The sequence below is a fragment of the Nocardia sp. NPDC058633 genome (genome assembly GCF_042717045.1).
GTDB lineage: Bacteria > Actinomycetota > Actinomycetes > Mycobacteriales > Mycobacteriaceae > Nocardia.
Genome location: NZ_JBHXRA010000025.1, coordinates 22,757 through 43,824, shown reverse-complemented (window position 1 = coordinate 43,824; position 21,068 = coordinate 22,757). Strand labels below are relative to the sequence as shown.

Annotated in this window: 19 protein-coding genes; 9 read left to right on the top strand and 10 right to left on the bottom strand. The window is 64.0% G+C overall.

Annotated elements, in window-relative coordinates:
• Position 1: 1 nt before the first annotated feature.
• From ACFWUR_RS27250 to ACFWUR_RS27235, 4 genes are all read left to right on the top strand, one after another.
• Positions 2–1,177 (top strand): restriction endonuclease subunit S, encoded by a 1,176-nt coding sequence (locus ACFWUR_RS27250; RefSeq protein WP_378910591.1) that lies wholly within the window; start codon positions 2–4, stop codon positions 1,175–1,177.
• The gene (locus ACFWUR_RS27245) at positions 1,174–2,106 is read left to right on the top strand and encodes a restriction endonuclease (RefSeq protein WP_378910589.1); all 933 of its coding nucleotides are present in this window, start codon (positions 1,174–1,176) and stop codon (positions 2,104–2,106) included. Before ACFWUR_RS27250 ends, ACFWUR_RS27245 begins: the two co-directional genes overlap by 4 nt.
• A complete protein-coding gene (locus ACFWUR_RS27240; protein ID WP_378910588.1) occupies positions 2,103–2,681 on the top strand; it encodes a hypothetical protein in 579 nt (192 codons plus the stop codon). The genes ACFWUR_RS27245 and ACFWUR_RS27240 overlap by 4 nt, the downstream gene beginning before the upstream one ends.
• Before the next feature lie 148 nt (positions 2,682–2,829).
• Positions 2,830–6,276, top strand: coding sequence for a DEAD/DEAH box helicase family protein (locus ACFWUR_RS27235; protein WP_378910587.1), 3,447 nt, complete (start codon positions 2,830–2,832; stop codon positions 6,274–6,276).
• A 190-nt stretch (positions 6,277–6,466) separates the two neighbouring features.
• On the opposite strand, the gene ACFWUR_RS27230 is transcribed toward ACFWUR_RS27235, so the two are convergent.
• Both ACFWUR_RS27230 and ACFWUR_RS27225 read right to left on the bottom strand, forming a co-directional pair.
• Entirely contained in the window at positions 6,467–8,632 is a 2,166-nt protein-coding gene (locus ACFWUR_RS27230) for an AIPR family protein (RefSeq protein WP_378910585.1), read from the bottom strand.
• 52 nt (positions 8,633–8,684) lie between these two features.
• Positions 8,685–9,689 carry a hypothetical protein gene (locus ACFWUR_RS27225; RefSeq protein ID WP_378910584.1) on the bottom strand — a complete coding sequence of 335 codons (1,005 nt, stop codon included), beginning with the start codon at positions 9,687–9,689 and terminating at the stop codon, positions 8,685–8,687.
• Positions 9,690–10,507: 818 nt separating this feature from the next.
• Here ACFWUR_RS27225 and ACFWUR_RS27220 point away from each other — a divergent pair.
• Positions 10,508–11,296 carry a hypothetical protein gene (locus tag ACFWUR_RS27220; protein ID WP_378910583.1) on the top strand — a complete coding sequence of 263 codons (789 nt, stop codon included), beginning with the start codon at positions 10,508–10,510 and terminating at the stop codon, positions 11,294–11,296.
• Between the two features lie 161 nt (positions 11,297–11,457).
• On the opposite strand, the gene ACFWUR_RS27215 is transcribed toward ACFWUR_RS27220, so the two are convergent.
• On the bottom strand, positions 11,458–12,993 hold the full coding sequence (locus tag ACFWUR_RS27215; protein WP_378910581.1) for a hypothetical protein: 1,536 nt from the start codon (positions 12,991–12,993) through the stop codon (positions 11,458–11,460).
• Positions 12,990–13,205, bottom strand: coding sequence for a hypothetical protein (locus ACFWUR_RS27210; RefSeq protein ID WP_378910580.1), 216 nt, complete (start codon positions 13,203–13,205; stop codon positions 12,990–12,992). Before ACFWUR_RS27210 ends, ACFWUR_RS27215 begins: the two co-directional genes overlap by 4 nt.
• Positions 13,206–13,386: 181 nt before the next feature.
• On the opposite strand from ACFWUR_RS27210, the gene ACFWUR_RS27205 reads away from it, so the two are divergent.
• The gene (locus ACFWUR_RS27205) at positions 13,387–14,028 is read left to right on the top strand and encodes a TetR/AcrR family transcriptional regulator (RefSeq protein WP_378910579.1); all 642 of its coding nucleotides are present in this window, start codon (positions 13,387–13,389) and stop codon (positions 14,026–14,028) included.
• A gap of 187 nt (positions 14,029–14,215) precedes the next feature.
• Here ACFWUR_RS27205 and ACFWUR_RS27200 read toward each other — a convergent pair whose 3' ends face one another.
• Positions 14,216–15,634: a WGR domain-containing protein gene (locus tag ACFWUR_RS27200; RefSeq protein WP_378910577.1), complete on the bottom strand. Its 1,419-nt coding sequence runs from the start codon at positions 15,632–15,634 to the stop codon at positions 14,216–14,218.
• A gap of 431 nt (positions 15,635–16,065) precedes the next feature.
• On the opposite strand from ACFWUR_RS27200, the gene ACFWUR_RS27195 reads away from it, so the two are divergent.
• From ACFWUR_RS27195 to ACFWUR_RS27185, 3 genes are all read left to right on the top strand, one after another.
• Positions 16,066–16,767, top strand: coding sequence for a hypothetical protein (locus ACFWUR_RS27195; RefSeq protein WP_378910576.1), 702 nt, complete (start codon positions 16,066–16,068; stop codon positions 16,765–16,767).
• A gap of 139 nt (positions 16,768–16,906) precedes the next feature.
• Complete coding sequence (locus ACFWUR_RS27190) at positions 16,907–17,647, top strand: glucose 1-dehydrogenase (protein WP_378910574.1); 741 nt, start codon at positions 16,907–16,909, stop codon at positions 17,645–17,647.
• Between the two features lie 80 nt (positions 17,648–17,727).
• Complete coding sequence (locus ACFWUR_RS27185) at positions 17,728–18,261, top strand: hypothetical protein (RefSeq protein ID WP_378910573.1); 534 nt, start codon at positions 17,728–17,730, stop codon at positions 18,259–18,261.
• A 47-nt stretch (positions 18,262–18,308) separates the two neighbouring features.
• Here ACFWUR_RS27185 and ACFWUR_RS27180 read toward each other — a convergent pair whose 3' ends face one another.
• The 5 genes from ACFWUR_RS27180 to lipB all read right to left on the bottom strand — a co-directional run bounded on the left by ACFWUR_RS27180 (position 18,309) and on the right by lipB (position 21,061).
• Complete coding sequence (locus ACFWUR_RS27180) at positions 18,309–18,620, bottom strand: pyrimidine/purine nucleoside phosphorylase (protein WP_378910571.1); 312 nt, start codon at positions 18,618–18,620, stop codon at positions 18,309–18,311.
• A 28-nt stretch (positions 18,621–18,648) separates the two neighbouring features.
• Entirely contained in the window at positions 18,649–18,843 is a 195-nt protein-coding gene (locus ACFWUR_RS27175) for a DUF86 domain-containing protein (protein WP_378910615.1), read from the bottom strand.
• 117 nt (positions 18,844–18,960) lie between these two features.
• Complete coding sequence (locus ACFWUR_RS27170; protein ID WP_378910570.1) at positions 18,961–19,260, bottom strand: nucleotidyltransferase family protein; 300 nt, start codon at positions 19,258–19,260, stop codon at positions 18,961–18,963.
• Positions 19,261–19,292: 32 nt separating this feature from the next.
• Positions 19,293–20,315 (bottom strand): lipoyl synthase, encoded by a 1,023-nt coding sequence (gene lipA / locus ACFWUR_RS27165; RefSeq protein WP_378910569.1) that lies wholly within the window; start codon positions 20,313–20,315, stop codon positions 19,293–19,295.
• Entirely contained in the window at positions 20,312–21,061 is a 750-nt protein-coding gene (lipB, locus tag ACFWUR_RS27160) for a lipoyl(octanoyl) transferase LipB (protein ID WP_378910568.1), read from the bottom strand. Before lipB ends, lipA begins: the two co-directional genes overlap by 4 nt.
• Between the last annotated feature and the right edge of the window lie 7 nt (positions 21,062–21,068).

The window sequence follows — 21,068 nt, the reverse complement described above, 5'->3', positions numbered from 1 at the left end:
AATGCGTGAAGTGCCATTGGGCGAGGTAGCAACCGCCTCGGGCTCGAAGGCAGGCGACCGAATCGATTTGCCCGTGTACTCGGTTACAAAGCATGCGGGTTTCGTTCCGAGCGCTGAGTACTTCAACAAGCAAGTGTTCAGCCGGGACCTATCTGGATACAAGTTTGTCCAAGCTGGAGAGTTTGCCTATGCAACAATTCATTTGGACGAGGGTTCGATCGGTATTGCGCCGGTCGATTCGTTGATCAGCCCGATGTACACGGTATTCGCTACCGACGAATCTCGTGTTGACTCGCGATACCTGGCGCGGTACCTAAAGAGTCCCCGCGCGATTGCGGAATATCCGATGCTTGGTACCGGCTCCGCTGAACGGCGAAAGTCCATCCCCTTCGCTCGATTGAAGGGTATGAATATTCCTCTGCCGTCGATCGAGGAGCAACGGCGGATTACAGCGATTCTCGACAACGCCGACGCCATCCGCTCCAAGCGCCGCGAAGCCCTCTCCCGCGTCGACGAGCTGACCCAGTCGATCTTTGTCAACACGTTCGGCGATGCGCAGACAATTCACACCAGGTGGCCGAAGGCTGCGCTGAAAGACATCCTGCTGGGAATCGAATCGGGATGGAGCCCTACCTGTCACGCTAGACCGGCAACCGACGATGAGTACGGCGTTCTCAAGCTGGGCGCGGTAACCTACGGGGTTTTCAATCCAGGTCAGAACAAGGCACTTCCAGAGGACGTCGAGCCCGATGTGCGCCATGAGGTCAAGGTCGGCGACCTCCTGTTCACGAGAAAGAATACTGCAAACCTGGTTGGAGCTGCGGCGCTAGTTCGTAAGACGAGAACAAAACTGCTTATGCCCGATCTAGTCTTCAGGTTGCGCATCGACCCCAGAAGCGCGATAACCGCGACTTACCTGCAGGCGGTGTTGATGTACCCGCCAATCAGGCGAACGATTCAGGGACTGGCCGGTGGTTCGGCGGGCTCGATGCCGAACATCTCGAAGGCGAAGCTGTTGACGGTCGAGGTGCCGCGACCAGCGATCGAGCAGCAGCTAAGTTATGAACGTCGTATCGACGAGATCGACCGACTGAAGAGCGGGCACCGCACTGCCCTCGCCGAACTAGACGCCCTCTTCGCCTCCCTTCAATCCCGTGCGTTCCGAGGTGAGCTGTGACCGCCCCGATCCCTGTGTCGGCGATACCGATTTGGTCCGGCTTCCTCACTCCAGTGCTGGAAGTCCTTACCGACGGCCAGATCTGGCGCAAGCGAGACCTCCACACGGCGGTCGAGGACCATATCGGGTTGACGGCCGAGCAACGGGCCGAGGTGTTGCAGTCGGGGCAGCGACGCGCTGACAACCGGATCGGGTGGGCGCTCAGCGCGTTGTATCGCGGGAAACTGGTGGACAGGCCGGCTCGCGCGACATTCGTCATCACCGACGCGGGTCGTGCGCTGCTCGCGGCCAATCCCGCCGGGGTCACCGCAAAGATCCTGCAGGCGCTCCCTGCGTACCGTGCTCACACCCCGGTGCGTGCTGGTACGGCGAATACCGGTACCGCAACCGACGCAGATATCACCGACGAGGAAGTCGACCCACTCGAACAGATCGAAGGCGGCGTCGGTCGGCTGCACGCCGAGGTTGCCGCCGATCTCCTCAAGCGGCTGCGAGAACAGCACTCCGACTTCCTGGAACAGTCGGTGCTCGATGTCCTCGTCGCGATGGGCTACGGCGGCACCGAAGGTCGGGCCACCCGGATCGGTGGATCAGGCGATGGTGGCGTCGACGGTGTTATCGACCAGGACCCGCTCGGTCTCGAACGCATCTACGTGCAGGCCAAGCGCTACGCAGCGGACAACACGGTCGGCCGTCCGGACATCCAGGGGTTCGTCGGCGCACTGCACGGTGTCGGCGCCGCCCGCGGCATCTTCATCACCACCAGCACATTCACATCGGGTGCCCGCGAGTACTCGCGCAACCTCGGCACCCGCGTCATCCTCATCGACGGTGCACGCCTCGCAGAGCTGATGATCCGCTACGGCGTCGCCGTCCAGACACGCCAAACCTTCACCGTCGTCGAGGTCGATGAGGACTACTTCGAATGAGCACAGTCCACCCATCCGCCAGACACGCGAACTTCGTCGAGCTGCAGCAGGACCCGTTCTTCGACCCCGCGATGGACCTCATCGCCGACTACCTCACCGACGCGTTCGACGACCCCGCCGGTGGGGAAGTAGACCGGTGGACGCTGAGCGCACTTCCCACCACGAACAAGACCGCCGAACGTGAGCGTCTTTTCACGCTGAACGTCGGGCCGATGGAAGTGCTCTACGTCGAGCGGTTCCTGGAGGGTGGCGACGTCGTGGACTACCGCGTCGCGATGTACGTGTCAGAATCCGCGCTCACCGCAGCGATCTCCCGCACTCTGGATCAGCTGCGAAATATGTTCCCGCTGTTGCAGTTTCAGCCGTCCGACATGGCCTCGGCCGACGGCGATGGGGCGGTGATCGGCTGGTTCCTTTCCCACGAAGGTGCCGACGAGCAGTTCTTCAGCTTGCCCCTGGTTGCGGCGATTCGCCCGCTCGCCGAGCATCTGGTGGCCAAGGGTCGTGGACCGTACGCGCAGTATCACAACCGCGCCTTCGCCGCCGACGTCCTCGGGCGGATCAGCGGCGCCTGAGCACCAGGACTTGTCCCGACGAGGCGAACTTGTCAGACCCTGCCCGTAATGTCCGAGGGCTCCGGCAAAGTCTGGACTCCTGTGCCAAGATCGAGCACGGGACGGCACGTCACTGCGCGGTGCGCACACGAGTTTGGAGAGCGGGATCATGGTGGGGAACTTCGACTTTTTGCAGGCCGAATGGCCACAACTGCACGCGGAAGCCAGGAAAGCAGAGCGTGACGCGCTGTTCGACCCGCGCACCACGTGCTTCTACGCGCGCCGCACCGTCGAACACACCGTCCAGTGGATCTACCGCACCAAGAACCTGCCTGAGCCGTACAAGTCCGACCTCGCGGCCCGGATCCACGAGGGCAGTTTCGTCGGTGTGGTCGGCCACGGGCTCATCACGAAGATGGACCTCATCCGGCGCCTGGGCAACGCGGCCGTCCACGACGACAAGCCGGTGTCCAAGGACTCTGGCCAGAAGGCCCTGGCCGAGCTGTTCCACATCATGTCGTGGCTGGCCCGAACCTACGCCACGCAGCCGTCGAGCAAGCCGTCGCCGCAGCAGCAGTTCGATCCCGCCCGCCTGCCCAAGCCCGGCGGCGGTGCCGTCGTTGCGAAGACCGTCGCGCAGTTGGGGAAGCTCGAAGCAGAGCTGGCTGCCAAGGATGCGCAGCTCGAGAAGTCCGAGTCTGAGAAACAGGACCTCATCGCGCAGCTCAAGGCTCGCGACGAGGCTGTGCAGACAGCGGACCTGGATAAGGCCAGCTACGAGCAGTTGGTCACGGAATTGCGTGCCCAGATCCACGCCGCGCAACAAGCCAGCGCAGCAGCGCCCGACACGCACGACTATGACGAAGCGCAGACTCGCCGCGACCTCGTCGACCTCATGCTCCACGAATCCGGCTGGGCGCTGGACCAGAAGCGCGACCGTGAGTTTCCCGTCGTCGGAATGCCCGATGACAAGAACGGATTCGTCGACTACGTGCTGTGGGGCGCGGATGGACTGCCGCTGGCTGTCGTCGAGGCCAAGAAGACGTCCGTCGATCCGATGGCTGGGCAACAGCAGGCGAAGCTGTATGCCGACTGCCTCGAGCAGAGGTACGGCAGGCGGCCGGTTATCTACTACAGCAACGGATTCGAACACCACTTCTGGGACGACCTGCGCTACCCGCCACGGGAGGTCGCTGGTTTCCACACCCGTGACGAACTCGAACTCCTCGTCACCCGCCGGACGTCGATGAAGCTACTCGCAGATTTTCCCGTCCCCCAGGAAATTGCTGGCCGACCGTACCAGGAGAACGCGATCCGCGCCGTCACCGAGCGGTTCGAGATCGAAAACCAGCGTGCCGCACTGCTTGTCATGGCCACCGGGGCAGGCAAGACGCGCACCGTCGTCGCGCTCGCCGATATGCTGATGCGCGCCAACTGGGTCAAGCGAGTGCTGTTTCTCGCCGACCGCAAGGCGCTGGTCAAGCAGGCCGTCGGTGCGTTCAAGAGACACCTGCCCGACTCGTCGCCGGTGAATCTGTTGACCGACAAGAACACCGAGGGACGGGTTTACGTCTCCACCTACCCGACGATGATGGGTCTCATTGACGAAACTGATGGTGGTGCAAGAAGATTCGATCCCGGACACTTCGACCTCATCGTGATCGACGAGGCGCACCGCTCCGTGTACCAGAAGTATCGGCACATCTTCCGATACTTCGACTCGCTGCTGCTGGGGCTCACCGCGACCCCGAAGGACGAGGTCGACTTCAACACCTACCAGCTGTTCCATCTTGAAACCGGTGTTCCGACCAACGACTATTCGCTCGACCAGGCCATCGCCGACGAGTATCTCGTTCGGCCGCGCGCGGTGGACGTGCCGTTGACGTTCCCGCTGCAGGGGATTCGCTACGCCGCACTCACCGATGAGGAGAAGAAACGGTACGAATCCATCGATTGGGGAGATGACGTCGCCGAAGACGAGATCCCCGATTCCGTCCAGGCCGAGGCCGTCAACAAGTGGCTGTTCAACACCAGCACTGTCGACAAGGTCCTCGAAACCCTGATGACCCACGGGCATCGCGTCGCGGGCGGTGACCGCCTGGGCAAGACCATCGTCTTCGCGAAGAACGAGCTGCACGCCCAGTTCATCGCCGCCCGGTTCGACGCGAACTACCCGGAGTTCAAGGGCTCGTTCGCCCGCGTGATCACCCACTCGGTCAGCTACAGCCAGGACCTGATCGACAAGTTCTCCCAGCCCGATCAGGAACCGCACCTCGCGATCTCCGTCGACATGCTCGATACCGGCATCGACGTCCCCGAAGTCGTGAATCTTGTGCTGTTCAAGCCAGTCCGGTCGAAGTCGAAGTTCTGGCAGATGATCGGACGCGGTACCCGGCTGCGCCCCGATCTGTACGGTCCCGGCCAGGACAAGACCGACTTCTTCGTGTTCGACGCGTGCGGCAACTTCGACTACTTCGAACAGAACCCCGAGGCATCCGAAGGCGCGCTCGCGCCGTCACTGTCGCAGCGACTGTTCACCATTCGAACCGAACTGCTCGCCGCCCTCGACCGGTCCGGCGCCTCGCAAGACTTGCGCCGCGACACTGCAGACCTGCTGCACGGGCAGGTCGCCGGGATGCGGTTGGACAATTTCATCGTGCGTACCCGGCGCCGTGAGGTGGAGAAGTACGCCGACCGCGCTGCCTGGGATTCCGTGCTCGAACAGCAGGCCGCCGAGCTCATTGCAAAGAGCCTCGCCGACCTGCCTACTACGGTCCGAGACACCGACGAGATGGCGAAACGATTCGACCTCGCCATGTTGCGCGGCCAGCTCTCTGTCGTGGTGGGCGACGGCATCCTGTCTCGGCACAAAGACACGATCCGCGGTGTCGCGGACGGACTGCTCGACGACGGTCTGGCCATCCCGAAGGTGAAGGCCAAAGAGGAACTGCTGCGCGAGTTGGCGGGCGACGAGTGGTGGGAAGACGTCACCGTCGACATGCTCGAACACGCTCGGCGTGAGGTCCGAGCCATTGTCGGGCTGCTCGAAAAGAAGAAGCGTGTGGTGGTCTACACCGACTTCACCGACACCCTCGGTGAAGTCGTCGAACGGGAGATGCCGGAGATGCGGTCCGGTACTGACGTCGAGCGATACACCGCGAAAGCGCGCGACTATCTGCGCCGCCAGCCCGATAACCTGGCACTGCAGAAGCTGCGTACGGGCAAGTCGTTGACCCCGGTCGACCTGGAATCACTCGAGCAACTGCTGGCCCACAGTGGTGCAGGCGAGCCCGACGCTATGGAACGCGCCGTCGCCAACGCCCACGGACTCGGACGGTTCATCCGCTCCCTCGTCGGCCTTGATCAGCAGGCCGTGCAGGAAGCGTTCGCGGAATTCCTCGGCGAACGCACCGCCACCGCCAGCCAGATCAACTTCATCAACCTCGTCATCGGTCATTTCACCCGGCACGGCGAGATGGACCCGAAGCTGCTGTTCGAGGCTCCGTTCACCGACGCGGCGCCGCAGGGGCCGACACAACTGTTCGCCCCCGAGCAGACGAAACGGCTCGTCGGTGTCATCCGGTCGATCAACGATTCGGTGGTCGCCACCGCCTGACGACTACCGGCACCTCTCGCACACTTTTGATCCTTCCGGCGGTCGCCGCTCGAATCGGTCCGCTGCCAAGACCATTCGACCTCGGCAGCCGTTTGGCGATCGGCTCGCCAGGTATGTCGGGGCTTTCGATGCGATGGTGGGCTTGGGTGTGCGTCGGTCAACGCATCGCGCAGGTCACGCGCAGTAGCAATCATATGTCCGTAGGAGTAAGTGACCCTTGGGTCAGCGCCTCAGCCTCCTGATCGTCTATCTCCTCACCGTCCTCACGGTGGATTCGCTGGGCCAGACCCCACAGAGTATGGCCGTCTGCGAGGTGCCAGCGAGTGGTGCCTTGGTTCGCCACCGGTCGGTCGTCCCACCCAGCGTCCCACCACATTTTCGAGACCAGTCCCGACGGCGAGTACTGCTGCCCGTCATATGCCCACAGGATCGACTTTGTCCGGTGGTTGACCCAAGTGGCTTGCCGTCGCCGTTCATCTTCGATGAGCCAATCTTCCAGTGCGCGGCGCTCTGGCTCGGTCTGACCTTTATACCAAAGAAGGGTCCCCTCCTTGATAACGCGACGATCGACCAGGAGGGGCACGGTATTCCGCCGCCGCGGTTTGCGAAGCTTGGCGGTTGGCTCGGGGATAATGATCCCGTCCGCGACCTGCTCCAGAACTTGGAAGGCGAGATCCTGGCAGTCCGTTGCGGACTTGAACATAACTCGGACCTCGCGCCGAGGGCTAGTCAGTTCGATCTGATATGCCAGCCGACGGACTAGCTCTGGGACCAGTGCCGGAATCTTCTCCAGGACCTCGCTGTCCCAATCGAAATCGGGATCATCGATACTTGCTCCACCGAGGTGTTGGAACAGCAGATGAGTGATTAGAGATCCGCCGTGTTCAGCGACGGCGGCCTCTCGTCCGCTGAGCTCGCTGCTGAGCTCGCTACCGGCCTCGTATACGGCGCTACGCGCCGCGCGGAGCGTCAGTACCGAACGCCAGACTTTCTGCGGGCTGGGCTCTCGATGGAACAACACAGTGTGGCTGCCCTTAGGCCCCAGCTCCCAGAGGTTCTCCATCGAGCTGCTGGCGCGAGCCGCTTGCTCGGCGTCAGGGTGCAGACAGGCAAGGGCGAGGGCGAGTTCGTCCAGCGAGCAGCCCGTCTCAGGAGCCGGAGGCTGATCCCCTCGTTTGATCACGTAGTGCTTGCGCAGCTCGGCGCGCAGATTCGCCTTGATCGCCTGGTGCACAGGTTCGAGGGCGATGTGGTCACGTTGTTCGATAGCGTTCTGCCGGTTGGCTGCCTGCGATACGTCTATCCCGAATTGTTTGTCGCCCTTGGTGTTGATGATCTTGATGCTCAGCGTGGCATTTGCGGCGGTCTCGCCATCATCGTGCATTGCCCTGGCGACGGCGCGGACAGTCTGTCCACCGTTTACGACGCTGGCGCCCCTCACCGTGAGGGTGGTCGGTCGGCTCTGAGGTGATTTCGCGCTGTCATGCCTTACTTCTAGCCCGTCACAGATCATCGTGATTCCGTTGTTGAGGTGCCAGAACGTGGTGGGTGTCGAGGTCAAGGTCTGACCGATCGCCGCGTTGGTCACTGTGGTGCCTAGCGGCGCACGCAAGTTGTGCTCGAAAAGTGCTGTGCCATGTCCCTCGAACCAGTCGGCAACCAGCTCCGCGGCGACTGTGCCCTGGTAGGCCTCGAGGGGCCCCTTCTGCTGGTACCAGTCATCCAATCGCACCTCGAGGCAAATCGGGTCCGGTCGAAGGTCAGCGTGGATCTGCTCATGAAAATCTTTGGCCAGCAAGACTTCGATGCTCAAACGCGCGCCGTGTCTGTTGAATTCGTTGAGGGCGTTCTGAAGTACCTCAAGCGCTGGTGGTGAAGGCCGGACAGTGCCCATCAAGGCAATCACGAGAATCGTTTTGCCAGTGATCAGCAGCGGCCGTGCCTCTTGCGCAAGGGTCGCCGCACGCTCGTTGAACTGTTGATAAAGCTCGCTCTCGATGCGGTTTAGACCGTCAACCATTTTCGTCGCCGCGACAACGTCAAAGGTTGCAGACCCCTGGTCGCTCCATTTTGCCTGCACCAGCAGGACGTGTCCGCTATCGGGCAGTGGTGCGATAGCGTCTAGCCCCTGGTCAGCAATTCCATCGGTGACGAAGGATGCGGCTTCCGTCGCACTGCATTTGGCGAGGCGCCGTACGGCCAGCGCGGCAAGGGCACGCGAGAGGAAGCGTTGCTCGTAGCCGTTTCCTTTATGGTGCGCGATGTCACTGTCATCGACGACACCGTCAAATGTTTCGTGAAGCTGTTCGCGGACTTGCGTGACCTGGCGGGGCGTATCCGCTTCCAGCGTAGCCATTGGTGGTTGTCCTTCGGTTGTCGTTTCGGATTGATCGCGTTCGCGTCCGCAGTTAGGGCCCGTTGCCCCTAGGGCGAGGACTCATGTCGACTACCAGAACTGCACACCCCAGCGTCTCCGCTGACATCGCCACCATCGCGGTGACGGTGCGCCGGGTGACCTCACGCGCGCCAAACCAACCGTCACGTGCTAGCCGGGCGAAGTCAGTCGGCACCAGGTGCCTGTCCAACTGGTAGGAGGCAGTATCGGACGAGATGGCTGCAGAGAGCTGCTCGATGGGATAGATCGCGCCCGGGCTCGTCTGCGGCAAAGCCGTGGTGAACGGTTCGTCGGCATGAATGCGGACAAAGAGCGGGTCTTCCACCAATCCGTAATCGTCGGGCCTCCGACTACCGGGGTCGACCGCGACGCGAAGCAAGTTTTGGAGTTCGGTGAGGCTGTGTCGAATACGGGGCAGTGCGAGCGGGGCCAACCCGGGCCCGACGTAGCGCAGCGTGATTAGGGTACCGCTGTCATCGTGGTAGTAGTAGGCGTCGATCGAGCCACTGGTTGCGCTGGCCGGGCGGGGCACGACGACTGATGCCAACTCCAGGTGGTAGTTGCTGCTGGTCGCCTTTCCAGCGCCGCCAACGACTGTTCGTACCGTTAGATCGCCAGCTCCACCAAGGTCGCTGGCGATGTCCTCTCGAACGTCGCCGAATGCCGATTGGACCGCGTCGCCGCGCATCCCGCTGATGAAACTCGCGCCAACTGCGGGCGGCGTCCAGTTATGCAGCTGCACAAAATCGTTCGCGGAAACGCCCGCGATTTTCGCGAACAGTGCGACGGCGTCACGCTCGTCTCGCCACCGAAGTCCGTTCGCGCTCGAATCGACAGTGTGATCGAGTTGAAGCACCAGCGCTTTCACCGCTGTTGCAACGTCAGACGAGAGCTCGGCTAGGGCGGTCAGCACTGCGTCCGCGCGAGTTGTGATTGGCCCGGTTTCCGGCAGATGGTCGACGCTGTCCGAGTCGAACCAGCGCGACGGGGCATCCACCCGGTCGCGGAACTCGCGCACCTGGGATAGAAACACCTTCCGGTCTCGGTCGGTATCGCGGGCGGGGCGCACAATACCGACTCCCCAAATCCGTTCTGTATGCCGACGAGCGGGGACTCGATCACGCGTTGTCGACGGAGCGACAATGATCGCTAGGCGCGGTTTAGAGTCCGGCCAGTCGAGACAAGACTGCGAGTAGGACCTCTCCTTCGACAGGTCTCTGAGGACCATCCCGAGAAAGACTTCGTCGGGGCGAAGGATCGCCAACCGTACCTGAACTACCGGACTGCCAGCCACCACTGCTGATTTTGTCCGTGTTGGCCCCATATGTACCCCTCGATCACGATCTCCAACCGCATATGGAAACTAGGTTAGCTTGTCGCACTGGCTGTTTCGCACGATGCGGTTACCGCATCAGGCCGGCACCCCGTCAGACTGTAGTTGCTCGAGCTCGGCGGGCCTGGAGCGGCCGTACGCGGAGAATCAGACTCCCTCGGTTTCGAGGAGTTGCCGGGGGTCGTCGGTGCAGTGCGGGTCAGGCCAGCTGAAGCCTTCGGAGACGGTGCCCAGGGAACCGAGGACTCGGTGAGCGTTGGGGCAGGGGGGACCTGAGGCGGTTGCCGAGGGGCCGTGGCGCGGTGCCGAGTAGGACGGCGAGATCGCCGTAGGTTGTCCATCGTCCGGCGGGGATCACGGTGAGGATCTGGTTGAGTTCTGCCCAGGTGGGGTTTTCAGGGAAGGCTGATTCGTCGGCGGGGCGGACGTAAGCCCTGCCACTTCCGTACCCGAAGTACGGTGAGAAGCCTTCGTGTATCGGCAAATTGAGGCACGATTGCCTTATGGACGGCGCTCCCGACGTATCAGAAGATCAGTGGGCTAAATCGGCGAGGCTCGATGATGAGCCGACGCACGAGGGCGACACCACAACCACCGCTGAGGACCGTGCGGAAACGGGACGGGTGCTGTCGATGCTTGACCGTGCGCTATCTGCCGCACAACCTTTGATAGTCGCGCGAGTGGAACGACTGCGCGACCGCAATCCGGACGCGACGCCGTCGGAGCTGACCCGGAAGCTCGAGCTGACCTTCATGTCGTCGATGACTGCGACCGGCGCGGCGACAGGCGCAACTGCCGCGGTACCGGGTGTGGGCACCGGCGCGGCGCTCGCGCTGACGGCCGGAGACGCCTCTTGGTTCTTGACCGCGTCGGTTGTGCATGTGTTGTCCGTCCTGCAGGTCCACGGCATCCGCCTCGGTGACCTCGAGCATCAAAAGGCCGTGGTCCTCGCAGTCCTCGCAGGCGGCGGGGGTTCGGGGTTCTTTGGCAAAGCGGCGGAACGAACAGGACCGCACTTGGGGCGGTTGCTGGCTGATTCGGTGCCTTCGGCAACGATTAGGTCAGCGAATAAGGTATTGGGCCACAACTTTGTGACGCGGTACGGAACCCGGCAGGGAATCCTCGTGCTCGGCAAAGCCGCACCATTCGGTTTCGGCATGGCGATCGGGGCGGGCGGGAATTTACTGATGGCGCGGGCGGTGGTCAAGGCCACGCGGGTTGCGATTATGACGGCGGTGCCAACGGCGGCTACCGATTCCACGATCGAGCCGGACGAGTCGATCGTAGGGTAGGTGGGCGCTACCAGCGAGTCGCTCGAGGCGCTCCATCGTCGACAGTAGACATCCGACCCCTGCTTCGTTGCAGAACACGCTGCCCCGCAATGTATGCCCCGAGCGAGCGAGCGAGCGTCCGTCACGACTAGACGTCACGAGATGCCAATAGGCCCGGACGATCAGGTGGCGGTCAGGTTATCCGCGAGTTCTGGTCGACCGCATCGAGTCGCCTGTGCAGCGAGCAGATTGCGGAGGTGTCCGGGAATTTCCGTGCGGATGTCGGACAAGCCTTCCCAAAGGGCGAGATCCCGCGTGGTGATGGTGCCGACAAGGGTTTCCAGGTTGCCGGCTTCGTTGATGAGGGTGAGGGAGCGGGATCGAGGGGCGAAGTCTTGGCGGAGAAGGATTTGTATCAGGGTTGCGGTGCAATCGGCTGCGGGGGCGGCTTGGACCGCGGCTTGGACCGCGGCTTGGACCGCGGCTTGGAATTCGGTGTCGGTGAGAGTATTTATCGTGGTGGCGAGGGTGTCGTGGGTGGTGGTGGGGAGGTTGTTGAGGAGGGGGAGGGCTGCTGGCCAGAGGTTATGAGTGGCGGTGGCTTTTATTGCGGCGGTGAGGAATTCGGGTCGGTGCATGACGGGGAGGGAGGCCAGGCGTTTGCGGTCGGGGGTGGAGAGGGCTAGGGCTACGGGGAGGAGGGTGGGCCAGTGGTTTTCGGTGTGGGCTTGTTCTATGAGGGTGGTCAGGGAGGCGTCGGGTTCGGTGGCTACTCGGGCGGCGACGGTGTGGAGTTGGGTGGGGGAGAGGTGGGTGGCCAGGGGGAGTAGGGAGAGCCAGAGGTTTTGGGTCAGGGCCAGGTCGGCGACTTTGGTGAGGAGGGTGGGGTTTTGCATGGCGGGGCGTTGGGCCAGGCGTTGGAGGGATTGCGGGTTCATGCCTGCGGCTACGGGGAGGAGGGTGTCCCAGGCATCGGCTTCTTCTACTGCGGTGAGGAGGCCGTCGATGACTTCGTCGTCTTGGGCGGCGACGACGTTGGCCAGTTTGGAGCGTTCAGTGGGGCCCAGGAGGCCGAGCAGGGTGATGGCTTTGGGCCATTCGCCTGCGTTGTGGGTTGCGCGGATGACGCCGGGGACTCGGTCTGTGACGACGGTGAGGAGGCGGTCGGCTGCTGAGGTTTCCTCGAGGTAGTAGCCGACTTGGAGGATGTCGAGGTCGGAGGCGTGGGGGAGGGCCGCGCGGAGGACCGAGTCGGGGACCGAGCCTGCGAGGTTGCCCATCGTCAGATAGTCGCCGCGGCTGATCAATTCGCGGGCGACGGCCGCGGCCATCGGGGCGGGTACCTGGGCGATCAGTTCGACGGCTCGGCGTGGGTCGAGGGTGAGGGTGGCGTCGGCGAGGAAAACCGGGGAAAGCGCGCTGGCGATCGCTACGGCGCGGGCCGGGTCGACCGAGCCTGCGATGGCGGCGGCCAGAACGGGGCCGAAGGCGGCTTCGGCGATCTTGGCGGCGATGGGGGCGGGGACGATTTTCGCGGCGGCGCCGACGCGTTGCATGCGACGGGCTTCGCGGCGGGCGGTGAGGTCGGTGATCTGGTCGCGGAATTCGCGTAGGGCCTCGGGTGGGAGGGTGGCGAGGAAGGCCAGGTCGCCGGGGTCGCGGTCGAGGACGCGGGCCAGTTTGGCTAGTTCGACGGTGGTGTGGTGGGTCGCGGTCACAGTCCGAGCACCTTCTTCACGGCGGGGCGGGCTAGGCGGGGGATGAGGCGCATGCCGGAGTCGAGGGCGTCGTCGAGGGTGGCCTCGCGGTGGTCGAGGGCGGCGCGGACGTAGTTGTCGAGGAGGGCCAGCTCGTCGGGGGTGAGAGTGGCGAAGTCGGGTGGTGGTGGGGCGCCGAGTGTTGTGGTGAGTTGGCGCAGGGCATCCGACACGGACCGTCTCCTTCGATGCGATGTCCGGAAGTTCGTACTGCCGGTACGAGCAACGATACTGCCGGTACGCGATACCTTCTGTAAAGAGCCATTCGCTCGCGGTGTGTGGAAAGTCCCGATCGTACTGCTGGTACGTGTATCGTTCTCGACCGTGACCCGTGCCAGTCGACGACCTCCGCCGGTGAGCCGGGATGTCATCGTCGACGCGGCGATTCGGGTGCTCGATCGGGACGGGCCTTATCCGAGTATGGATGCTTTCGCGGTCGAGGCTGGGATCACGAAGCCGCGGCTGTATCGGCAGTTCGCCGACAAGGGTGACCTCTACGCGGCCATCGGTACGCGATTCGCCGACTCGGCGTTCGCGGCGACGGGAACCGACCTGACCCTGCTGTTGCAGCCACCCAGCGCCGCCATCGATCGTGCGCTTACCGACTATGCCGTCGGAATTCTTGCCCACCCCAACGTTTTCCGGTTCCTGACACAAACGAGTGCGAACCGCGAGGAGGTGACGGGTCAGTACGACCTCGCGGGTGCGGTGGCGGGTCGCTTCGCGGAAAAGGCTCGGGCGGTGGCGGATTCGATTCCGCTGGATGCCGAGGGGATCGAATATCTGGCGCGGGCGATCGTCGGTGTGATGATCGTGCTGACTGATCTGTGGCTGAGTGACGCGAACCCGGATTCCGGTGAATTCGTCAGCAGGGTGCATGAATTGGTGTGGGGGATGATCGATGCGTTTCTGCGCGGGCGGGGTATCACGGCGGATCCGGGGGTGCCGATCTTTGCCACCCTGGCTGCGTTGAACCCCGATGCGGGCGACGTCTGAGGCAGCCCCCCACCAGCCACATCCGCCATCTCGTGACTGGCGGACGGTAGTCGTTCGTGGCCGGCGGTGGGGCTGCGACGTTCGTGCGTGTGTTCCGATTCGGTGATCGGGGTCCAGGCCGTCGTCGTCGGCTAGTCGATGGGTGCCGGACTTTGCATGGCGGCGGGGTCGGGCCGCGGTGGGGGTGTCAGCCCAGGCGGCGGATGTCGCCGCGGACTCGGTAGAAGCCGCCGCGGGCGGATTCGGAGACCGCGTCGACGACGTAGCGGGCGCCGGCTAGGCGGATGTCGCGGGGGAATTGGACGTTCCAGCCGGGGTCGTAGCCGGGGGAGATGACGTGGACGCGGAGGGAGTCGCCGTGTTGGAGGCATTCGACGATGACGCCGGTGCCGACGTCGGTGGTGAGTTCGAGGGTGGTGCTGGGGGCTACGGCGGAGAATTCGGGGGCTTTCACCGAGCGGGTGGTGGGGAGGACGCCCTGGTCGGCGTCGCGGATGGCGGATTCGCTGACGTCGAGGCAGGCCAGGGCGCCGGAGGTGGTGACCAGGTAGAGCTTTTCGTCGTGGTACTGCATGGAGTAGGCGGAGCCGCAGCCGGTGGCGAGTTTCCACAGGCGGGTGCCGGTGGCGTCGAAGCAGTAGACCGAGGAGTGGGAGTCGCCGGCGAAGACGTAGCGGCCGTCTGGGGAGGCGGCGCAGGAGAAGACGGCGGCGTCGCACTGGTAGGTGCGGGTGGCGGTGCCCTGCTTGGTGATCTCCTCGACCTGGTTGTGCGAGGTGCCCGCGTAGACGGTGTCGGATTCCTGCCAGCCGAACAGGACCGCGCCGCGGGTGGACGAATTCCACTGGGAGCGACCGGTTTCCAGGTGGTACTTGGTGACGCCGGCGCTGTGGCCGTGGTAGACGCCGGTGGGGTCGACGCGGACCATCCAGCCGGAGTTGCCCTTGCTGCGCGCGGACCAGAGGGATTCCTCTTCGTGGTCGATGACGGTCAGGCCGCCCGCGGCGTCGGAGGCGGCGAGGATGCCGTCGTGGATGTCGAGCCAGTAGACGTCGTCGGCGGAGACGTCGTAGGCGGCGCGGGGGACTTTGCCGGACAGGTCGTAGACGCGGCCGTCGTCGCAGCCCGCGTAGATCCAGAAATCATCGGCGACGATGCATTTGACCGCGTCGGGCAGTTTGTAGCTGTTGGTGACGACGCCGGCGGGGGAGAGGGTGAAGACCTCGCCGTTCTCGTTGCCGACCCAGCAGCGCTGGTCGTCGACGAAGATGCCGAAGGCGGCGGCGCCGGAGTCGAAACGCCACAGCACGGGGGCCGACTTGGCGGTGGAGCGCTGGCTGGTGATGCTGCGGCGGGTGACGGTGCGGCGTTCGCGCGCGCCCATGACGGCGGGGGCGTAGCCCTTGCGGACCTTTTCGCCGATTTTCTTCTGCGCGGCCGACTTCGCCTTGTCCTCGGCGGCGAAGGAGCTCGCCTTGGATTGGCCCTGTTCGCCGATGCGGCCGTAGCGGATATTGACGTGCGTTCCGGTGACGACTACCTCGTAGAACTTGTGCGAGGAGCCCGCGTCGTCGGACAGTTCGAGATAGGTGGTTTCGGCGGTCATGCGTCCTCGCTGAGCTCGTGGAGATCGAATGCACGAAAAGTAGCAAGGGGCACCGACATTGACGCGGCGCTCGTCTTCGGTGGGGTATCCGGCCCGTCGGAAGGAAGCGAAGGCGGTCCGACGCACTGGTACCGCCTGAGCGGTGAACATGCCGATCGGGCTCGTTTGGCAGCTCGACCCCGACTGCCGACCGGCCCCCTGATGGTGGGATCGCGCCGATGATCGATCCGCGAAAACCGTCTACCGGCGCCCCTCGAGGTTGCTGGTGCATCCCGAGACGTCGATCCGTCGTTACCCCTCGAACCGGTGACGTGAGCGCCAGGAGAATTGCCCGCCGTCATCGCGACAGGCCGCGGTTGTAACGACACGCGGCGAAAGGATTGCGGGATCGCGTTGGGTGATAGATGCTGGTCCGACTGTGTAGTGCGCGTGTGGGCGTGACATTTCCGCGACCGTTTCGTAATCTTACAGTGACCTGTTCTCGACAACGTCTGGTGATCTACATCGTGACTGCTTCGCATCGCAAACCGTCGGCTCCCAAGAGTCGCATGCCGCTGGCCGTATGCAGTCTCGCGGCGACCATTCCCGGCATGCTGATGATGGTGATGCGACCGGGCGCGCAGGTCGAGGCGGTGGCTTCGGTCGAACCGCTGTCGACCTCGGCTGTCGAGCTCGATCCGATCGCCGCCGCGCCGATGCACGATGAGCCGCAACCGGGGCCGATTGTCCGGGCCGATGACGAGATGGCGGCATTGTCGGCGCTGAAGGTGAAGGTTCTGTGCGGGACGGAGTTCAACGGGACTCTGCCGCACGTGGCGCAGGTCGGCAATCTGTTGCAGAAGATGTTCGGGGTCTCGAACATCGGTGGTGCGCACGGTCGCTACGACGGCGACCATGGGGCGGGCCAGGCGCTCGACGTCATGACGTCGAATACCGCGCTGGGCAATACGATCGCCGATTTCGTGCTGGCCAACAAGGCGCGCTTCGGGGTCACGTATGTGATCTGGCAGCAGCGGTACAACGATGGCAACGGCTGGTCCTACATGGAGGATCGGGGCAGCCCGACGCAGAATCACTATGACCACGTGCACATTTCGTTCAAGTCGTCGGGCGCGGCCAATATCGCCTGCTGATCCCGGCTCGCGGCACGCACTGTGAGTGCGCTGCCCTTCATCGACCAAAAGTGGAACGTGTTCTAGCAATACTGCCCATTCGTGCGGGCCGTCCTCCTACGGTGTGAGGAGGTTCGATTCTACGAAGGAGCATGCGGACATGGGACGGTTGGCCGGCAAGGTCGCGGTGATCAGTGGTGGGGCTCGGGGGATGGGGGCGGCGCATGCTCGGCGGTTCGTCGCCGAAGGGGCGTCGGTGGTGATCGGGGATGTACTCGATGACGAAGGCGCCACGGTGGCCGAGGAACTCGGGGATGCGGTGGTGTATCGGCATCTCGATGTGCGGGAGCCGGAGCAGTGGGCGGGGATCGTGGCCGCTGCGGTCGAGGAGTTCGGTGGGCTGCATGTGCTGGTGAACAATGCGGGGATCGTCAATGGGAATCTGTTGGTGGACTTCGCGTTGGACGAGTGGCAGCGCATTATCGATATCAATCTGACCGGGACGTTTCTCGGGATGCAGGCGGCCGTTCCGGCGATGAAAGAAGCCGGCGGCGGGTCTATCGTGAATATCTCCTCGGTGGAGGGGATGCGGGGCAGTCCTGGGCTGCACGGGTATACGGCGACGAAGTTCGCGGTGCGTGGGCTCACCAAGTCGGCGGCGTTGGAGCTCGCGCCACAGGGGATTCGCGTGAATTCGGTGCACCCCGGGCTGATTTCCACGCCGATGACCGAGGGAATCCCGGCGGATTTCTTGCAGATTCCGCTCGCGCGGGCGGCCGAACCGGATGAGGTGTCGGCGCTGGTGGCGTATCTGGCGTCGGACGAGTCCTCGTATTCGACCGGTGCGGAGTTCGTGGTGGACGGTGGGCTCACCGTTGGTGTACCGCACAAAAGCTTCTGACCTGGCATGGAGAGCGTTGTGCGCGATCGGCTCACCAGAACCGGTGATTTCGGCGCGCAAAAGCGGGGAAGATGGAGAGTATGGCCCCCAACAGTGCGAAATATCTGATCAGCAACGGCACCGACGACCGGGTGTCGCTTTTCGACGACGGGCGCGTGAAGGTTTGGTCGACCACCCACCTGTGGACCGAAGAAGGTCGCGAGCGGCACAATGCGCTCGGTGAGACTGTGCTGCTCGGTATCGGGCGCACGCTCGCGACGGCCGGTCCCGTGGACAGGCGTCAGCAGTGCGATGCGGAGTTCGAGCTCGACCCGGAAAAGGGTCACACGGTTGCCGCGACCGTTGGTGCGGACAACGGGACGTTCGTTCAGTTCTTCCACGACGGCCAGATCGCGGTCGGCAACGACGGGCGCGATGTGGCGACAGTGTTCAACGCGGGCCGGGAGACGAATTCGGCTCGGGGTACGACCGGTGTGGGTGGGTCGGTGATGATCACCTTCGGTGGCAGCTACCGGCCGAGGACCAAGCGCGAGAGCGACTTTCAGGTGGAATTGAGCGAGGCTACCGCCCCGCGACCCAACCGCCTGTACAAGGACGAGTTCCAGGTGAAGTAGATCCGGCGAACCGGGGCGACCGATGCGGTCGCCCCGCTCCGGTGGCGTCAGCCGTAGTAGCAGACGTAGTGCATGGTGTCGACGACCTCGATGGCGAACGAGCTGTCGCCGGGGACCTTGAACGACTCGCCCGCGTGGTAGGTGATGGCCTCGGTCGTACCGGCCAAGGTCACGTTGGCCTGGCCCGCTACCAGCTCCATGATCTCCGGCGCGCTGGTGGTGAAGGTGAGCGACGACGGCTGGATCACGCCGACCGACACCGAGGCGCCATCGGGCATCTCGAGGCTGTAGCTGACGCACTTGCCGTCGAAGTAGACGTTGGCCTTCTTGCTGACGGAGACGTTCTCGAACTTCGACATGGGACCTTCCACAATAGTTAGGGGAGGCTCAGTCTAGCGATGAGGGCTTCTGGGCAAGTACGCGCTGGGCCTCGTCCGGGTCGCGTTGTGTCAGGATCGCCAGGACGCGGCCGGCCAGTTCCGGCACGCTCTTCGTGGCGGCGTTGAACACAATGATCAAGTCGGCGTCGAAGTACTGATGAACCAGCATGTTTCGCATGCCCCGCACCAGCTTCCATGGAATCTCCGGATCACGCCATCCTGGCGGAGATCGTCCTTCTGGAAATCTGCGAAGGAGAGGTTTTCGAGGTACGAGGCAATTCGGTAGTGGGCCGTGACGATGTCGGCGAGATACAGGTCTTCACGCCGCGACATGCAGGTCCTTCGCTTCCGCCAGTACGGCATCGCGAATGAACCAGTGCAGATACTTCTTCGGAACGACGTCGACCTTTCGGCCGAGGAGGTCCTCCAGCTCTTCCTGGAAGCCGAAGAACTCCAGCCCGATCTCGGTGTCCGGCTTCAGCAGGTAGAGCAGGTCGACATCGCTGTCCGGTCGATCCGATCCCCGAGCCACAGATCCGAACACCGACAGTTCGACAACGTCGTACTTTTCGCACAGCGCCCGCAACTGTGGCATCAGCAAGTCGAAATCGATCGCCATGCCTTCAGCTTAACCGGGTGGACCAGCGCTTTTCAGCTGCCGAAGCGGGCCAGGACCGAGCTGGCTTCCTGGGAAGCGGAGCCTTCCTTGGCGAGGTGGGCCATGGCTTCGGGGATCTCGCGGCCGTGGTGGGTCATCGCCTGGGCGTAGAGGCGGCCCGCACGGTAGGAGGAGCGGACCAGGGGGCCTGCCATGACGCCGGCGAAGCCGAGTTCTTCGGCGACCTTGGAGTGCTCGACGAACTCCTCCGGCTTCACCCAGCGGTCCACGGGGTGGTGGCGGGGGGAAGGGCGCAGGTACTGGGTGATGGTGAGGATGTCGCAGCCGGCTTCGTGCAGGTCGCGCATGGCCTCGGTGACCTCGTCGGGGGTTTCGCCCATGCCGAGGATGAGGTTGGACTTGGTGACCAGGCCTGCCGCGCGGGCGGCGGTGATCACGGCCAGCGAGCGCTCGTAGCGGAAGGCGGGACGGATGCGCTTGAAGATGCGCGGCACCGTTTCCAGGTTGTGCGCGAGGACTTCGGGGCGGGTGGAGAAGACCTCGGCCAACTGGTCGGGGTCGGCGTTGAAGTCGGGGATGAGCAGTTCGACGCCGGTGGCGGGGTTGAGGGCCTTGATGGCGCGCACGGTTTCGGCGTAGAGCCAGGCGCCGCCGTCGTCGAGGTCGTCGCGGGCTACGCCGGTGATCGTGGAGTAGCGCAGGCCCATCGACTGGACGCTCTCGGCGACGCGGCGGGGCTCGTCGCGGTCGAGGGCGGCGGGCTTGCCGGTGTCGATCTGGCAGAAGTCGCAGCGGCGGGTGCACTGCTCACCGCCGATGAGGAACGTGGCTTCGCGGTCTTCCCAGCATTCGAAGATGTTGGGGCAGCCGGCTTCTTCGCACACGGTGTGCAGGCCTTCGGATTTCACCAAGCTCTTGAGCTCGGTGTATTCGGGGCCCATGGTGGCGCGGGTACGAATCCACTTGGGTTTGCGCTCGATCGGGGTCTCCGCGTTGCGCGCTTCGATGCGCAGCAGCTTGCGTCCGGCGGGGGCAGAGGCGTCTACGGAACTCACTGGACCGACTCTACGCTCGGGGCCTTGGCGTTCGCCGGGGCGGTGGTGCGATCAATGTCATGGGGCCGAACGGGAATTTCACCGTCGAGCGCGGCAACGATCGCGGCGGCGACGAGAGGCTTGAGTTCGGCGACGGTGACTTCGCGGCCGAGTTCGCGGGTCAAGGTGGTGACGCCGGCGTCCTTGATGCCGCAGGGCACTATGGCCTGGAAGCCGTCGAGGGCGGAATTGCAGTTCAGGGAGATGCCGTGCAGGGCGACACCGCGCTGCACACGCACACCGATCGCGGCGATCTTGCGCTCGGCGAGCAGTTCGGTGGCGGGCAGCCACACACCGGAGCGGCCTTCGATGCGGCCGCAGGTGATCCCCATACCGGTAACGACCTGGATCAGTGCTTCCTCCAGGCGTCGGACGTACTGGACGACGTCGACGGGCTCGGCGAGGCGGATGATCGGGTAGCCGACCAGCTGCCCGGGACCGTGCCAGGTGATCTTGCCGCCGCGGTCGACCTGCACCACGGGGCTGCCGTCGATCGGCAGATCCTCGGCCTCGGTGCGGCGGCCCGCGGTGTAGACCGACGGGTGCTCGAGCACGAACAGCCGATCGGCGCCTTCGCCTGCGGCGCGCTGATCGGCGGTTTGCCGTTGCAGCTCCCAGGCGGCGTGATAGTCGATGAGTCCGAGATCCTCGACCACGATCGGGGTCGTATCGAATCGAGCGGACGCGGTGGGGCGCGTGTCGTTCACCCTTGCG

What these genes read in the sequence shown, in the direction of transcription:
- ACFWUR_RS27250 (WP_378910591.1), top strand. Translation starts at nt 2, where the DNA reads ATGCGTGAAGTGCCATTGGGCGAGGTAGCAACCGCCTCGGGCTCGAAG.
- ACFWUR_RS27240 (WP_378910588.1), top strand. Translation starts at nt 2,103, where the DNA reads ATGAGCACAGTCCACCCATCCGCCAGACACGCGAACTTCGTCGAGCTG.
- ACFWUR_RS27235 (WP_378910587.1), top strand. Translation starts at nt 2,830, where the DNA reads ATGGTGGGGAACTTCGACTTTTTGCAGGCCGAATGGCCACAACTGCAC.
- ACFWUR_RS27230 (WP_378910585.1), bottom strand. Translation starts at nt 8,632, where the DNA reads ATGGCTACGCTGGAAGCGGATACGCCCCGCCAGGTCACGCAAGTCCGC.
- ACFWUR_RS27220 (WP_378910583.1), top strand. Translation starts at nt 10,508, where the DNA reads ATGGACGGCGCTCCCGACGTATCAGAAGATCAGTGGGCTAAATCGGCG.
- ACFWUR_RS27200 (WP_378910577.1), bottom strand. Translation starts at nt 15,634, where the DNA reads ATGACCGCCGAAACCACCTATCTCGAACTGTCCGACGACGCGGGCTCC.
- ACFWUR_RS27190 (WP_378910574.1), top strand. Translation starts at nt 16,907, where the DNA reads ATGGGACGGTTGGCCGGCAAGGTCGCGGTGATCAGTGGTGGGGCTCGG.
- ACFWUR_RS27185 (WP_378910573.1), top strand. Translation starts at nt 17,728, where the DNA reads ATGGCCCCCAACAGTGCGAAATATCTGATCAGCAACGGCACCGACGAC.
- ACFWUR_RS27180 (WP_378910571.1), bottom strand. Translation starts at nt 18,620, where the DNA reads ATGTCGAAGTTCGAGAACGTCTCCGTCAGCAAGAAGGCCAACGTCTAC.
- ACFWUR_RS27170 (WP_378910570.1), bottom strand. Translation starts at nt 19,260, where the DNA reads ATGGCGATCGATTTCGACTTGCTGATGCCACAGTTGCGGGCGCTGTGC.